Consider the following 14,708-nt stretch of genomic DNA (forward strand, 5'->3'; position numbering starts at 1 on the left):
TTATCCTTGTCGCCCCCCGCCGTACCGCGTTACTGGAGTTCCGCTCATGCCCCATGAAGGCAATCTGTTGCAAGCCGCTGTCGTGTTTCTCTTGGCCGCCGTGCTCACCGTTCCCCTGGCCAAGCGCCTGCAACTGGGCGCGGTGCTCGGTTACCTGTTTGCCGGGGTGATCATCGGCCCGTCGGTGCTGGGCCTGATCGGCAATCCGCAAAGTGTCAGCCATATCTCGGAACTGGGCGTGGTGCTGCTGTTGTTCATCATCGGTCTTGAGCTGTCCCCGCGACGCTTGTGGGTGATGCGCAAATCGGTGTTCGGCGTGGGTCTGGCGCAGGTGCTGCTGACCGGTTCGGTGATTGGCGTGCTGGCACTGTCGGTGTTCGGCCAGCCGCTGAACAGCGCGATTGTGCTGGGCCTGGGTCTGGCGCTGTCGTCTACCGCATTCGGCCTGCAAAGCCTCGCCGAGCGCAAGGAACTGACCAGCCCCCACGGTCGGCTGGCCTTTGCGATTCTGCTGTTCCAGGACATCGCCGCGATCCCTTTGATCGCCCTTGTGCCGATGCTCGCGGGGGTCGATCACCACACCAGCACCGCCGACGACGTGCGTCACAGTTTGCAGGTGCTCGGCGGCATCGCCGTGGTGGTGATCGGCGGACGTTATCTGTTGCGTCCGGTGTTTCGCATCGTGGCGAAAACCGGCCTGCCGGAAGTCTCCACCGCCACCGCGTTGCTGGTGGTGATCGGCACCGCGTGGCTGATGGACATGGTCGGTGTGTCAATGGCGCTGGGCGCGTTTCTCGCCGGCCTGCTGCTGGCGGATTCGGAATATCGCCATGAGCTGGAAGCGCAGATCGAACCGTTCAAGGGCCTGCTGCTGGGGCTGTTTTTCATCAGCGTCGGCATGGGCGCCAACCTCAGTCTGCTGCTCAGCGCACCGATCACGGTGCTGGGGCTGACGCTGCTGCTGATCGCCCTGAAGTTGCCGCTGCTGTTTGTGGTCGGACGTCTGGCCGGCGGCTTGAGCAAAGTCAGCGCGATTCGCCTCGGCATCGTGCTGGCGGCGGGCGGTGAATTTGCTTTCGTGGTGTTCAAGATCGGCCGCGATCAGGGCCTGTTCGAACCGCGTCTGTACGACTTGCTGGTGCTGACCATCACCCTGTCGATGGCGGTGACGCCGCTGTTGCTGTTGATCTGCGCACGGCTGGTCAGCCCGAAGGTGCAACCGGTGGAAGTGCCGGAGAAGTTCCGCCAGATCGACACCGAAACCCCACGGGTGGTGATCGCCGGCATGGGCCGGATGGGCCAGATCGTGGCGCGGATCCTGCGGGCGCAGAACATCAAGTTCGTGGCGCTGGACACCTCGGTGGAAACCATCGAACTGTCGCGCAGCTTCGGCGGTGTGCCGGTGTTCTACGGTGACCCGATGCGTCCGGAAATCCTCAGTGCGGCCAAGGCAGGGGAAGCGGAGTATTTCGTGATTGCCACGGACGATCCGGAGACCAACATCAAGACCGCCGAGATCGTGCGCAAGCTCTACCCGCACATGAAGATCATCGCCCGGGCGCGTAACCGGCAGCATGTTCATCGGTTGGTGGATGTGGGCGCCGATCCGATCCGGGAGACTTACTACTCCAGCCTGGAAATGAGCCGTCGCACGCTGGTTGGCCTCGGCTTGACCCAGGCCCAGGCCGATGCGCGGATCAAGCGCTTCAAACACCATGACGAACAGGTGCTCGAGGCTCAGCACGCGGTGTACGACGACGCGGCCAAAGTGCTGCAGACCGCCCAGGAAGCGCGGGCGGAACTGGCCCGGTTGTTCGAGTCGGATCAACTGGAAGAACAATCGGGCAAGTCCTGAAGCTTGCAGAGTTCCAAATGTGGGAGCCAGCCTGCTGGCGATTGCGACAGCTCGGCCACCATCAAGGGTGACTGAACCGGCCTCATCGCCAGCAGGCTGGCTCCCACAAGTTCAGGCTATCTCCAGCTCCCTCTCTTCTTTGGCCGGCGCCACTGCAAACCGGTCCGCCAGAAACGGCGTGATGTCCAGCGGCAACGGTTCATCGTTGATCAGCTTGTCCAGCAACACCCCGGTGATCGCCGACGTCAGTACCCCAGTGCGGAAATGCCCGCAGGCGTTGAGATAACCCTCCACCCCGGCCATCGGCCCGAGAATCGGCAACTCGTCCGGCGAGCCCGGCCGCAGCCCGGCCCAGGTGCGCTTGAGGTTGATGTCCGCCAGTTCCGGCAGACAACGCACCGCGCCCTGCACCAGCCCGGCGATTTCCGGCCAGGTGGTGGTGACGTCAAAGCCTTTGTCCTCGGTGGTGCTGCCGATCAGGATCTCGCCGTTGTCCTTCTGCGCCATGTAGCAATCGCTGGTGGTCAGGCAACCGTTGAGGATTTTCGGCAGGCGTTCGGTGAGCAGGATCTGGCCTTTCACCGGTTTCACCGGAATCCGGATACCCGTGGCCCACTCGCTCAAGTCCGCTGCCCAGGCGCCGGCGGCGTTGATCAGGGTCTTGCAGTGAAACACCCCGGCTTCGGTCGTCTGCACGCCGGTCACCCGCGTACCGTGATGCAGCACGCCGGTGATGTTGGTGTTGACGTACATGTCCACGCCATTCTGCCGGGCGCCTTCGGCGTAGGCGTCGGCGAGGCGGAACGGGCTGACCTGGTGATCGCAGAGAAATTCCAGCGCGCCACGCGCTTCATGGCTGACGCTCGGCTCGGACTCGCGCAATGCAGCCTGATCGAGCCAGCGCACCTGATCGGCCAGATGAGGGATGCAGCCGACGATGTGCTCGGCGTATAACCGGTCCTCGTCGTCATAAATGACGAATTTGAGCCCGGTCTTTTCGAACTTGAAATCCATCCCGTGGTTGTCACGCAGCTCGCGGTGCAGTGCCGGGTAGAGCGCGTTGGACTGCAAGGCAAAATCGAAGAACGACGGCGGCAGGATGTGCGGCGTGCTTGAATCCACTGCCACCGCCGCGCCCTGGGTTTCGCGCTTGCGGTTGGCCGACATCATGCGAAAGAAAATCACCCCGCAGCCCAGCCCCACCGACTCGCCAATCGCCCACAAGCCGCCGGCCGAGGCACGGGTCGCGTTGCCCGGGCGCTTGGCATCGATCATCGCGACCTTGAGGTTTTTGCGCTTGGACAACTGATAGGCGATGGACGCGCCGATCACACCGCCGCCGGCGATGACCACGTCATAGAACTTACTCATGGGAAACGGCCTCCGTGCCGAGGGACTGGAACGCGGAAAATGGAATCGGATCGACCGGGAAACGCGGCCGCAGCCAGCCGACATCCTTGCGTCCGGTGGCTTGACGCAAACGGTCGCTGCAATAGCCGACGCACATCCGCCCCTGACAGTCGCCCATGCTCACGCGGGTGCGCATTTTCAGGCTGGCGATGTCTTGCACGCCCTGCTCCAGCGCCCGGTCGATGTCGGCGCGAGTGGTGTGTTCACAGCGGCAGATCACCGTGTCGGCCGCCGGCAATGCGATCTGCCCGACGCCGCGTTCGGTGTAGCGATCCACCGCCGCGCGGAAACGCACGATGGCTTTGAGTTTGCCCAGGTAACGGTCGCGACGGACACGCGCCAGTTCCTCTTCGAGCACACCGCGTTGCAGCAGGATCGAGGTGGCGGCGATCTTGCCGGCCAGCATCGCTGCTTCACCGCCGCGAATCCCGCCCATGTCACCGGCCAGATGCACGTGGGGCTCGCTGCTCTGCTGCCAGATGTTGGCGTTGGCGCGCAGGTAACCGTCATCGCTGAAGCCGTGATCCAGGCCCATCTGCTGACTCAGTTGCGTGCGCGGAATAAAGCCGTAGCCGACCGCCAGGGTCTTCGCTTCGAAGCGTTCGACACGGCTCATGTCCGGCTCCCACGTCGCCGAGTACGGCGCCACGCTGACGCTTTTCAGTTCGCCGTCGCCGTGTGCCTCGACCACGCCCCAGCCGTAGTTCATCGGGATGCCGTGCAGTTTCAGGTAGGCCAGCATGCTCAAGCCGTCGAGAAACAGTTGCGGCTTGTTCAACAGTGCCAGACTTTCCTTGGCAATCTTGCCGAACGCGCAGGCCTCGTAGACACCGACCACGCTCACGCCCGACGCGTGCAACTGGGTCGCCACCAGCGGCAACAGCGGCCCGGTTCCGGCGATTACCACCGGACCCTGGGGTTTGACCACGCCACTTTTGATCTGTAATTGCAGGCCGCCGAGCATGATTACGCCGGGCAATGTCCAGCCGGGAAACGGCACGCTGCGTTCGTGGCAACCGGCGGCCAGCACCAGCTGCGGGTAGCTGATTTCGTGGAGGCGCTCATCGCCATCAAGCACCACCAGTGAACGCGTGCCTTCGGCGCCGACCACCCGGTGATGCAGGCGCACATCGATCAGCCCGGCCTGTTCCTGAAAGTCGCCGTGCAGTTTGCTCAATGCTTCCGAATAACGCGGCCCCAGATAGTCCAGCTGCACACCGTCACGCAACGGCCCGCGATAAACCACGCCGCCAAGGCGCGACGCCTCTTCAAGCAGTGTGCTGCGCACGCCATGGCGCGCCAGTTCGATGGCCGCCGCCATGGCCGCCGGCCCACCGCCGACGATGACCGGATGCTGACTCATGGCGCCTCCTGTCCGTGAATACGGTTGGCCTGGGTTTCGATCAGCATGCCCTCGCGCACCACGGTCTGGCAGGCTCGACGCTTGTGCCGGCCGTTGATTTTCACCAGGCAGCACTGGCACACGCCCATGCCGCAATAGGCACCGCTGACCTGGTTGTGATCGTTGCGCGCGACCTGGCGCACGCCGAGGGACTGAATGACGCTGAGCACGGTTTCGCCGATGGCGGCAGTGACCGGCTGGCCGTTGATGTGGACAGTCATATCCGCCTGCGTCAAAGGCTGGATATCGAAGGTTCTTTCTAGGCAGTGCATTGCAATGATCATCCGTGAAAAGTTCAGGTGAGGTTGAAACAGCTCCTTGCTGCACTACACCTCGCCGGCTCGTGGGGGTTATCTCTCTATCGGGCCGGCAGGTTTATCCCGCTCGCGCAGCAACGTGCGCGCAAGCAATGTAGTCGATCCAGCGGCAAGGGCCTGGAAATTTCACGGTAGGGGATATCGCGCCGAGGAATATTGATCCAGGCCATGGAAATGACTGTACGGTTCTGCCGCCGATCAGTTGGAAAACACGAACTGCCCTTTGATCTTTTTCGAGCCGATGAAACCGAGGTCGGGGAACAGCTTGGTTTTCAGCCACGCGACATAAAACACCAGGGCCAGGGTGAGGCCTGCGCTGACCAGCGTGGCCACCGGATCTTCGGCGTAGTCCTTGAACAGACGTGAAAACTGGCTGAGCGAGAGGATCACGAAAACGGTGTAGGTCTGCGCGGAGTACTTGTAAAAACCCCACGCAAACAGCAGAGGGATAGCGCCCCCGATCAGCGTAAGCACCAGAGCCAACCCGAGACTGGAGTTCCAGCCCAGGGCAAATCCGATCAGGGCACCGATCAACGCCTGAATGCCGAATAAAACAATCAGGATCGTGACCTTGCGCGCATGCTGGCGTCGCAGTGCCGGGTCAATGCGCGAACCGATCCAGTAAGCCAACACTCGATCCTTGACCGCCCCACCCGACAACGCCTTGAAGGATTCGGTCTTCGAACGACCGGCATCCAGCATTTCATCCAGTTGCCGCTTGGTTTCCTTCTTGTCCAACGTCTTCATCCTTAAACAGAAATTGAAGCGGCCGATCCGCTTCCGGCGTCGATTCTGGCTGCTGGCTCTCTGGAAAGCAAAAAGCCGCTTCAACCCGAAGGTGGAAGCGGCCGAGGCAAAAGCCCCAGAGGGATCAGTGCACGAACAGGGCGATCAGGATGATGATCGGGATTGGCACGCCGAGGAAAAACAGCAGAAGTGAGCGCATGATGATGCTCCTTGATTAACGGACTGGGGGAACAGTGGTCGTGGTGTAGGTTTCGACTTCGACGTACTCCACCGCATCCCGGCGGCGACCGCCGAAGGTGGCCGACAGACTGGCAAAGAACGCACCGGCCAGCAGCGCGATGAACATCCACAGCGAGGTCCAGGCAGCGACTTTGGCGGCGGTGTCAGCAGCTTGCTGTGCTTTGACCTTGGCGTCGGCGATGGCTTTTTGCGTACGGGCGTAGATTTCGTCCACGCGACGTTCGGCGTCGGCCTGAGTCAGGTTGGTTCGCTGAGCGACCAGTTGCGCAAGGTAGGTGCGATCCTCGGGGCTGAGCTGACCGTTGGCCAGGCTCTGGGCGAAGATCCGGGTCACGGTGCCGCGAGCGGCGTCGTCACTGACGGCGGCAGGACGGTCATCACGGAACAGACTGTCGACGAAGTAACCGTACTGGTCGCTGTTGGTGTTGGCTGCGGCAGTGCCCGCGGCCTGGGTCATGGCGCTGGCCGCTCCACCGGCAACACTGGCACCGGCCTGCACACCACCGCTGACAATGCTGCTGACCGAACCGACCACCAGGGTTGCGGTGACCAGCGTGGCCACGCACCAGGCGAGAAAGCCGTGGGCAGTGTCGCGAAAGTACACCTCGTCGCCGTGCATGTTCGCCCACTTCACCCGCAGGCGACCGGCGATGTAGCCACCGAGTCCTGAAGCAATGATTTGCGTGGCGGCCAGCCAGACGATCGTTGAAATGCCCAGGCCCTTGGCGCTGACGCCCTCCCCGGCCCACGGTGAAACGGCGGAAAAGCCCAGACCGAAGCCGAGCAGCACGAGAATCAGCGACAGCGCCGCAGCCGCCGCGGCCCCAGCGAAGATCGCACCCCAGGACACCCCTGAGACGTTGTCCGACTCGCCTTCAAAGGCAGGATAAAACCCATCTGAAGATCTATTCATTGTTGTTCTGCTCCCGGCATGAAAAAAGGTGTTACAACTCGTCATCAGATGAATTGCAGTGACCGTGCCAGTCGCCAGAATTTAATAAACTCAACAATTTCAACAGGTTAAAAAGACTGAACTTCCCATCACCATGCAAATTGCAACAAATACCCGATAACAGCGGGTTTTATGCATTGGCACAAAAACCGGTCATTTGCGCTTGTAGCTTTTCTTGCCACCAGGCGTCAGGCAATACACGCCACCACGAGGGCCGGTGCAGAACGAACCGGTGCCGCAATCACAGCCATCATCGCTTTGCAGGAACCGCTGCGGCTGCGCCTGTTCACGAATCCCGAACATCGCGGCGCAGCTCTTTTTCGAGCCGCTGATGGAGCCGTCATTGCACAGAAACAAATCACCGTCGCAGCGATCGATCCCGCCCTTCTTCCCGGAACAGGGCGTGTTGGCCGCCCATGTCAACGTACTCAACAACATCAGCAACATGCCAGCCACCGGCCTCCAGCCACCGCGAATCAACTTGCTCACGTCATCACTCCGTTGAAATATGGCCAGATGATATCAACGTTTCGGAAAATAATTCGGCAACCGCTGCCAATGGCGGTTAAAACATGAAAGTTAATTTAAAGCGTTACTGCAAAATCTTGGCAAAATGCTGCCATTCCGTTTGAACCGATCAGCAGGCCTCCCATGACTCGCATCTTGACCATTGAAGACGACGCCGTGACCGCCCGGGAAATCGTCGCCGAACTGAGCAGCCACGGCCTTGACGTGGATTGGGTCGACAATGGCCGCGAAGGCCTTGACCGCGCCGTCAGCGGCAATTACGACCTGATCACCCTCGACCGCATGCTGCCCGAACTCGATGGCCTCGCCATCGTCACGACCCTGCGCACCATGGGTGTGTCCACGCCGATCCTGATGATCAGTGCCCTGTCCGATGTCGACGAACGCGTGCGCGGGCTGCGCGCCGGCGGTGACGATTACCTGACCAAACCCTTCGCCACCGACGAGATGGCCGCCCGGGTCGAAGTATTGCTGCGCCGGCAGAACAACGGTGGCGCCCAGCCCACCACCCTGCGTGTGGCGGACCTGGAACTGGACCTGATCAGCCACGAAGCGAGCCGCGCCGAGCAGGTGCTGACGCTGCTGCCGACCGAGTACAAACTGCTGGAATTTCTGATGCGCAACAGCGGCCAGATCCTGTCGCGGATGATGATTTTCGAGGAGGTCTGGGGTTATCACTTCGATCCCGGCACCAACCTGATCGACGTGCACATCGGCCGTCTGCGCAAGAAGATCGACCCGCCGGGCAACGTCCCGCTGATCCGCACGGTGCGAGGCTCGGGTTATGTCATTGCCGAACCCGTCTGACGGCTGGCGCTCCTCCAGCAGCCGGTTGCTGGCGCTTTACAGTTCGTTGTTCGTGGCCTGGAGCGGGATCCTCATGGGGGTCATGTATTTCGAGGTCTCCGGTTACCTCGACAACCTGGCCAAGCATTCGCTGATGCAGCGTCAGCATCTGTTCTCGCACTTTCGTGGCGACCAGCTGGAAGACGCACTCGCCGCCAGCATGACGTTCGATATTCGCGGCATCGATGCCTACGGCCTGTTCGCCGCCGACCACACCTACCTCGGCGGGGCCTTGCAGCAGATGCCTGCCGGCCTGCCGCTGGACGGCAAGATCCACGAATTGCGCGACTGCTCCGAATCCGACGACCCGACCCTGCCCGCCGACAGCTGCGATGCGGTCGCCACCCCGACCCGCGACGGTCGCTGGCTGGTACTGGTGCGCGACAACGGCTCGCTGTTCGCCGTGACCCGAATCATTCTGCGCGCACTGCTCTGGGGTGTTTCGCTGACGATCGTGCCGGGGGTCATCGGCTGGCATTTGCTGCGTCGTCGGCCGTTGCGACGCATCCGCGCGATTCAGGCCAGTGCCCAATCGATCGTCGCCGGCGACCTGACTCACCGCTTGCCCGTGTCCAATCGCCGTGACGAACTGGACATGCTCGCCGCCATCGTCAACGCCATGCTCGATCGCATCGAGCGCTTGATGAATGAAGTCAAAGGTGTGTGCGACAACATCGCCCACGACCTGCGCACCCCGCTGACCCGCCTGCGGGCGCAGTTGTATCGCATGCAGCAGCAGGCCGGCGAAGGCTCGCCGGAGGCCGCGCAACTGGATCTGGTGCTGGCCGAAGCGGATACGCTGATGGCGCGCTTTCGGGGTTTGCTGAGGATTTCCGAACTGGAAGATCGCCAGCGGCGTTCGGGATTCGTCGAGCTCGATCCGGTGCGGCTGTTGCAGGAACTGCATGAGTTTTATCTGCCGCTGGCCGAGGAAGACGAACTGCATTTCAAACTGAACATGCCGGAAACCCTGCCGCAGCTGAACGGTGACCGGGCGCTGTTGTTTGAAGCCTTGGCCAACCTGTTGAGCAACTCGATCAAGTTCACCCCGCCAGGAGGCACGGTAATTTTGCGTGGGGTGAATGATGCGGGGCATACACGGATCGAAGTGCACGACTCCGGCCCCGGTATTCCCGAGTCGGAACGCGAAGCGGTGTTCCAGCGCTTCTATCGAGCAGAGGGTGGGCAACCGCAAAGCGGTTTCGGGCTGGGGCTGTCGATCGTCGCGGCGATTGTCAGCCTGCACGGGTTCAGTCTTGAGGTGGGTCACAGCGATCTGGGCGGGGCGAAACTGGTGCTGGATTGCCGGCAGAGGCTGATTTCACAGTCGTGAAAGCGATCGTTCCCACGCTCTGCATGGGAACGATCAGCGATCTAACTCAGGCTGGGTAATTCGCGCGTAGCGCCTCGAGTCCACCCTGATAGATGCCGCTGAACAGCGCCACCACTTCCTCATCGCTTACGCCCTGGGCGGTGAAGCGTCCCGACCACGTCACCTTCGCGCCCTGCCCCTGAGCTTCGACGCGAATCGTCGCCAGATAATCAGTAGCCGGAAACGGTGCCTGCAGGATCGAATAACTGTAGGTCTTGCCCGCGTTATCGAAGCTTTCCAGACGCTCGACCACCACCCCGCCGTCGGCGGTTTGCAGGCTGCGCACACGCCCGCCTTCGCTCAGTTCACTCTTGGGAATGAACGGCAGCCAGTCCGGCAGCGTGTTGAAGCCGCCGATCAATTGCCAGACCTGATCGGCCGAGGCCGGGATGTCGATGGATGCTGATGCTGTTGCCATAAATAAATGTCTCTCTCAACGAATTCAGGTTCAGATTGCCAGGCTGTCGACCACACCGCCGTCGACACGCAATGCTGCGCCGGTGGTGGCCGAGGACAGCGGTGAAGCGATGTAGGTCACCAGGTGCGCGACTTCTTCGACATTGGCCACGCGCTGGATGATCGAGGTCGGGCGTGCCCGGCGCACAAAGGCGTCGGCTTCGTCCCGCAGGCTGCGGCCGGACTCGGCGGCGGCATCCTTGAGCATCTCTTCGACGCCGTCGGTGAAGGTCGGCCCCGGCAGGATTGCATTGACCGTGACGCCAGTGCCGGCCAGCCGTTTGGCCAGACCATGGGACACCGCCAGGTTGGCGCTTTTGGTCACGCCGTAGTTGATCATGTCCGCCGGGGTGGCCACGCCGGATTCCGAAGACAGGAAAATCACCCGGCCCCAGCCCTGCTCGACCATCGCCGGCACGTAATGCCGCGACAGACGCACACCGGAGATCACGTTGATTTCATAGAAGCGCGTCCACTCATCGTCCGGCGCGTCGAAGAAATCCACGGCGTTGTAGATGCCGAGGTTGTTCACCAGGATGTCGGTTTTCGGTTCGGCGGCGAACAGTTTCTGCGCGCCTTCGGCCGTGCCCAGATCCGCCGTCAGACCGCGCAGTTGCGCGCCCGGCACCTTGTCTCGAATGCTTGCCAGCGCCTGTTCGACCTTGGCCGCGTCGCGACCGATCACCACCACCGTGGCGCCCGCCTCGGCCAGCGACTGGCTGATGCCCAAACCGATGCCCGCCGTACTGCCGCTGACAATCGCCAGTTTTCCGCTCAGATCGATCTTCATGCTTTCACCTCATCAATAGGTAATGGTGCACGTTCGGACACCAGTTTCGCTTCTCGCATGGCCTGCCAGAAACCGGCAGGAATCACCGCTGACAGCGCCGCCACGTCCTCGGCGATCCGCCCGGGTTTGCTCGCGCCGGGAATCACCGCTGCCACCGCCGGATTGGCCAGGGAGAATTGCAGCGCCGCCGCTTTTACATCCACACCATGGGCCGCCGCGATACGTTTGATCTGCTCGACCCTGGCAACGATCTCAGGGCTGGCCTTCTGGTATTCGAAGTGCGCGCCACCGGCCAGAATCCCCGAGCTATAAGGGCCGCCGACGACGACTTCAACGTTCTGCGCCCGCGCCGAATCCATCAGGCGTTGCAGGGCCCGCTCGTGGTCGAGAAGAGTGTAGCGGCCGGCCAGCAGAAAGCCGTCGGGCTGCGCCTCGGTCAGATCAAGGGTCAATTCGCAGGGCTCGACTTTGTTCACGCCCAGCCCCCAGCCCTTGATCACGCCTTCTTCACGCAGGCGGGTGAGGACTTTGAAGGCGCCGGTACGGGCCTGATTGAAATACTCCAGCCATTGGTCACCGTAGAAATCCTGAGCGATGTCGTGGACCCAGACGATGTCCAGGCGATCGGTTTTCAGGCGTTCGAGGCTGTCTTCGATCGAGCGCAAGGTGGCATCGGCGCTGTAGTCGTTGACGATCTTGTTCGGGCGGCCGTGTTCGAACACCCCGCTCTTTTCGCCCAGATCACGGGCGGCGGCGTCTTCGACTTCGTCGAGAATCACCCGGCCGACCTTGGTGCTGAGCACATAGTCGTCGCGCTTGTAGCGGGACAGTGCTTCGCCGAGGCGTATTTCCGACAGGCCCGAGCCGTAGAACGGCGCGGTATCGAAATAACGCACGCCGGCATCCCACGCCGCATGCACGGTGGCCTGGGCTTCTTCCTCGGGGATGGCACGGAACATGTTGCCCAGTGGAGCGGTGCCGAAGCCCAGTTGGCCGGGCAATTTGTCATTCAAACTCATTGGGGATTTCCTCGTAGTGTCTGGGTCGTGGTTGACCGTTGAGCAGATCCTAGATTGCGCCACTCAGACCGTCCAAGACATAATCCGCAGCACTTGAGTCCCTGAAGGTCTGACATGATCGACATCCGCCAATTGCGTTACTTCGTCGCCGTCGCCGAGGAAGAACACGTCGGCCGCGCCGCCGAGCGCCTGCACATTTCCCAGTCGCCCCTGAGCCGGCAGATCGCCCAGCTTGAAGAACGCCTGGGCCTGACCCTGTTCGAACGTAGCCAGCAACGTATCCGCCTGACCCGTGACGGCCAGACGTTTCTCGCCGAAACCCGCGCCCTGCTGACCCACGCCAATCGCCTCGAATCCCTCGGCAAACGCCTGGGCCGTGGAGAGGAAGGTGGCTTGTGCATCGGCTACATCGAGAACGCCATGCACGCGGGCGTCCTGCCCAACGCCTTGCGCGTGCTGCGGGTGGATCGACCGAATGTGCATGTCGCGCTGTACAACCTCAACTCCGCCGAACAGCTCGAAGGGCTGCGTCAGCGTAGCCTCGATATCGCCCTGGTCAGCGAACCGCCGACGACCGACGATCCTGACTTGCTGGGCTTTCAGGTGCTGGACGACCCGATGCTGCTGGCGCTGCCGGAGCAGCATCCACTGGCCGCACAGGCATCGCTGACCCCACAGGATCTGGCCACTCAGGAGTGGATCGGCGTGCAACCGCGCCAGGAGGCGCGCGACGACTTCCTGAGCGCCTGCCTGCGCGCTGGCTTCACCCCGGATGTGCGGATGCAGGCGACCGAGCCGTTCACCGCGCTGGGGCTGGTCGCTTCGGGGCTCGGGATTGCGATGATCCAGAAAGGCCTGAGCCACAACGCGCCGCCAGGTGTGGTGTTGCGGGAAGTGCCGTGGCTGGCGTTTACCACGCCGTTGTGGGCGGCGTGGCACCGGGTCAATTTGCGGCCGTTGGTGGAGACATTCAGGACGATGCTGACGGGGCCGGACATCTCGGGCGCCAGATAATCTGCTGGCCCCTCACCCTAACCCTCTCCCCGAGGGAGAGGGAACTGATCGGGGGATATTGACGTGATGCAGCGACCTGAAAAATCTAGTGTGAATCCATAATCAGGTTGATCTGGCACTGACGGTTTGTCCGGTCTACAGTGAATTTTTCATCCCACTTCACAAGGACGTGAAGCATGCAAAATCGCCCTACCCTCGACCAACGCCGGTTCGCCCGCCGTTTACGCGCCAGCCAGACCGATTGCGAGCAGATGCTCTGGCAACGGCTGCGTGCGCGGCAGGTGGCGGGACTGAAGTTTCGGCGGCAGGTGCCGATCCCACCGTTTGTGCTGGATTTTTATTGCGTAGAGTTGAGGTTGGCGGTGGAGCTGGATGGGGGGCAGCACTATGAGGAGGCGGGAGAGGTTCATGATCGGCGGCGTACGCTCTATCTTCAGCGGCTTGGGATTGAGGTGGTGCGGTTCAGTAATCTGGAGGTGATTCGGCAGATGGGGGATGTGTTGGAGCAGATTGTCAGGATCGCAGAGGATTTGAGATCGCGGTCCTGATCCGGAAAGCGCCCTCACCCTAGCCCTCTCCCAGAGGGAGAGGGAACTGATTGGGGGATATTGCCGTAATACATCGACCTGAAAGATCTGCAGTGAATCCATAATCGACTCGGTTTTTCAGGTCGATGTATCCCTCAATACACCTCGGTCGGCCCCCTCTCCCTCCGGGAGAGGGCTGGGGTGAGGGAAAGCGGTCGACGCAGAAATCCGAGCATTCAAATCCCGAAACGCGCCCACCCCGCCACCAACTGCGCACTGATACTCACCCCGCCACACACCACAATCACCACATCCCGAGCCCCCGCCAACGCCGGGTGATCGAGGTAGGCCACCGCCAGCGACACCCCGCACGCCGGCTCCACCAGTTGCCGCAAATCACTGGCGTAACGCACCACGCCCATGATCGCGTCGTCATCGGACAGCACCAGGCATTCGTGATCGAACTCGCCGATGTGCTGCACCGGCCAATCCGCTACCTGAGCGGCACCCAGGGAGGTGGCGACGGTGTCGATCTTGCTCAGACGCACCGGGTGACCGGCCTCGACGGCGGCGGCAAACGAGGCGGCGCCGCGGGTTTCGCAGGCGATGATCCGGCAGTCACGCCGGTCATGGCGCAGCAGTCCGGTAAGGATCCCTGCCAGCAGTCCCCCGCCGCCCACAGAAGTGACCACCGTGTCGACCTGCGGGCAGTCTTCGAGGATTTCATCGATCATCGTGCTGTGCCCTTGCCACAACACCGGGTGGTCGAAGGCCGGAACATATTCGGTGTCCGTCGCACCGGCCAATTCACGGGCGCGCTGGTTGGCCTCGTCCCAGACCTTGCCATGCACAATGACTTCGGCGCCGGTGCGGCGGATGCGCGCGCGGGTCGCTTCCGGGGTGGTGTGCGGCACCACGATGCAGGCTTGCAGACCCAGGCTGGCCGCCGCCACCGCCGTGGCGAGGCCGGCATTGCCGCCGGACGGGCAGACGACTTTGCGCTTGCCCTGCGCCGCCGCCTGACTGCACAACAGCCCCATGCCCCGCAGCTTGAAGGAGCCGCTGGGTTGCAGGTTTTCCAGTTTCAGCCAGATACGCCGGGAGGTGGTCGACAGGGTCGGATGGAGGATCAACGGCGTGCGGATGTGCAACATGGCGGGCTCCTGTTGAGGTCACGTCCGGACGACCGCTGCGCCGGAGCGTGGACGAATGCAAGGTGAACGTCCCTGCCTG

The 14,708-nt window shown here is 62.2% G+C and carries 16 protein-coding genes; 6 read left to right on the plus strand and 10 right to left on the minus strand.

Features of this window, described 5'->3' with window-relative positions; translation table 11 throughout:
* Nucleotides 1–46: 46 nt before the first annotated feature.
* Nucleotides 47–1,855: a monovalent cation:proton antiporter-2 (CPA2) family protein gene (locus J5M72_RS02255; RefSeq protein ID WP_207863896.1), complete on the plus strand. Its 1,809-nt coding sequence runs from the start codon at nucleotides 47–49 to the stop codon at nucleotides 1,853–1,855.
* A gap of 111 nt (nucleotides 1,856–1,966) precedes the next feature.
* Here J5M72_RS02255 and hcnC read toward each other — a convergent pair whose 3' ends face one another.
* The 4 genes from hcnC to J5M72_RS02275 form a co-directional block, all read right to left on the minus strand.
* Nucleotides 1,967–3,226, minus strand: coding sequence for a cyanide-forming glycine dehydrogenase subunit HcnC (hcnC, locus tag J5M72_RS02260; RefSeq protein WP_169430875.1), 1,260 nt, complete (start codon nucleotides 3,224–3,226; stop codon nucleotides 1,967–1,969).
* Complete coding sequence (hcnB, locus tag J5M72_RS02265; RefSeq protein ID WP_207863897.1) at nucleotides 3,219–4,628, minus strand: cyanide-forming glycine dehydrogenase subunit HcnB; 1,410 nt, start codon at nucleotides 4,626–4,628, stop codon at nucleotides 3,219–3,221. Before hcnB ends, hcnC begins: the two co-directional genes overlap by 8 nt.
* Complete coding sequence (gene hcnA, locus J5M72_RS02270; RefSeq protein ID WP_207863898.1) at nucleotides 4,625–4,939, minus strand: cyanide-forming glycine dehydrogenase subunit HcnA; 315 nt, start codon at nucleotides 4,937–4,939, stop codon at nucleotides 4,625–4,627. The genes hcnB and hcnA overlap by 4 nt, the downstream gene beginning before the upstream one ends.
* 243 nt (nucleotides 4,940–5,182) lie before the next feature.
* Nucleotides 5,183–5,722, minus strand: a complete 540-nt coding sequence (locus tag J5M72_RS02275; RefSeq protein ID WP_207863899.1) for a hypothetical protein — start codon at nucleotides 5,720–5,722, stop codon at nucleotides 5,183–5,185.
* Between J5M72_RS02275 and J5M72_RS02280 the strand changes: the two genes are divergently transcribed.
* Complete coding sequence (locus J5M72_RS02280) at nucleotides 5,715–5,924, plus strand: hypothetical protein (protein ID WP_169430878.1); 210 nt, start codon at nucleotides 5,715–5,717, stop codon at nucleotides 5,922–5,924. The two genes, J5M72_RS02275 and J5M72_RS02280, sit on opposite strands and share 8 nt — an antisense overlap.
* Before the next feature lie 21 nt (nucleotides 5,925–5,945).
* Here J5M72_RS02280 and J5M72_RS02285 read toward each other — a convergent pair whose 3' ends face one another.
* Nucleotides 5,946–6,884, minus strand: coding sequence for a hypothetical protein (locus J5M72_RS02285; RefSeq protein ID WP_207863900.1), 939 nt, complete (start codon nucleotides 6,882–6,884; stop codon nucleotides 5,946–5,948).
* A gap of 192 nt (nucleotides 6,885–7,076) precedes the next feature.
* On the minus strand, nucleotides 7,077–7,370 hold the full coding sequence (locus J5M72_RS02290) for a hypothetical protein (RefSeq protein ID WP_169432667.1): 294 nt from the start codon (nucleotides 7,368–7,370) through the stop codon (nucleotides 7,077–7,079).
* Nucleotides 7,371–7,574: 204 nt separating this feature from the next.
* Here J5M72_RS02290 and J5M72_RS02295 point away from each other — a divergent pair, with 204 nt between their 5' ends.
* Both J5M72_RS02295 and J5M72_RS02300 read left to right on the plus strand, forming a co-directional pair.
* Complete coding sequence (locus J5M72_RS02295; RefSeq protein WP_169430880.1) at nucleotides 7,575–8,258, plus strand: response regulator transcription factor; 684 nt, start codon at nucleotides 7,575–7,577, stop codon at nucleotides 8,256–8,258.
* Entirely contained in the window at nucleotides 8,236–9,630 is a 1,395-nt protein-coding gene (locus tag J5M72_RS02300) for a HAMP domain-containing sensor histidine kinase (RefSeq protein WP_169430881.1), read from the plus strand. Before J5M72_RS02295 ends, J5M72_RS02300 begins: the two co-directional genes overlap by 23 nt.
* Before the next feature lie 46 nt (nucleotides 9,631–9,676).
* Here J5M72_RS02300 and J5M72_RS02305 read toward each other — a convergent pair whose 3' ends face one another.
* From J5M72_RS02305 to J5M72_RS02315, 3 genes are read right to left on the minus strand one after another with little or no spacing between them, the layout of a single operon-like run.
* Complete coding sequence (locus J5M72_RS02305) at nucleotides 9,677–10,087, minus strand: SRPBCC family protein (RefSeq protein WP_207863901.1); 411 nt, start codon at nucleotides 10,085–10,087, stop codon at nucleotides 9,677–9,679.
* A 30-nt stretch (nucleotides 10,088–10,117) separates the two neighbouring features.
* Nucleotides 10,118–10,915, minus strand: a complete 798-nt coding sequence (locus J5M72_RS02310) for an SDR family oxidoreductase (RefSeq protein ID WP_207863902.1) — start codon at nucleotides 10,913–10,915, stop codon at nucleotides 10,118–10,120.
* Nucleotides 10,912–11,934 (minus strand): aldo/keto reductase, encoded by a 1,023-nt coding sequence (locus tag J5M72_RS02315; RefSeq protein WP_207863903.1) that lies wholly within the window; start codon nucleotides 11,932–11,934, stop codon nucleotides 10,912–10,914. Before J5M72_RS02315 ends, J5M72_RS02310 begins: the two co-directional genes overlap by 4 nt.
* A 114-nt stretch (nucleotides 11,935–12,048) precedes the next feature.
* Here J5M72_RS02315 and J5M72_RS02320 point away from each other — a divergent pair, with 114 nt between their 5' ends.
* Nucleotides 12,049–12,948 carry a LysR substrate-binding domain-containing protein gene (locus J5M72_RS02320; protein WP_169430885.1) on the plus strand — a complete coding sequence of 300 codons (900 nt, stop codon included), beginning with the start codon at nucleotides 12,049–12,051 and terminating at the stop codon, nucleotides 12,946–12,948.
* Between the two features lie 176 nt (nucleotides 12,949–13,124).
* Nucleotides 13,125–13,496, plus strand: a complete 372-nt coding sequence (locus tag J5M72_RS02325) for an endonuclease domain-containing protein (protein WP_207863904.1) — start codon at nucleotides 13,125–13,127, stop codon at nucleotides 13,494–13,496.
* Between the two features lie 215 nt (nucleotides 13,497–13,711).
* On the opposite strand, the gene J5M72_RS02330 is transcribed toward J5M72_RS02325, so the two are convergent.
* Nucleotides 13,712–14,629, minus strand: coding sequence for a pyridoxal-phosphate dependent enzyme (locus tag J5M72_RS02330; RefSeq protein ID WP_207863905.1), 918 nt, complete (start codon nucleotides 14,627–14,629; stop codon nucleotides 13,712–13,714).
* Between the last annotated feature and the right edge of the window lie 79 nt (nucleotides 14,630–14,708).

Source organism: Pseudomonas sp. 58(2021), from assembly GCF_017491585.1.
Classification (GTDB): domain Bacteria; phylum Pseudomonadota; class Gammaproteobacteria; order Pseudomonadales; family Pseudomonadaceae; genus Aquipseudomonas; species Aquipseudomonas fluorescens_BT.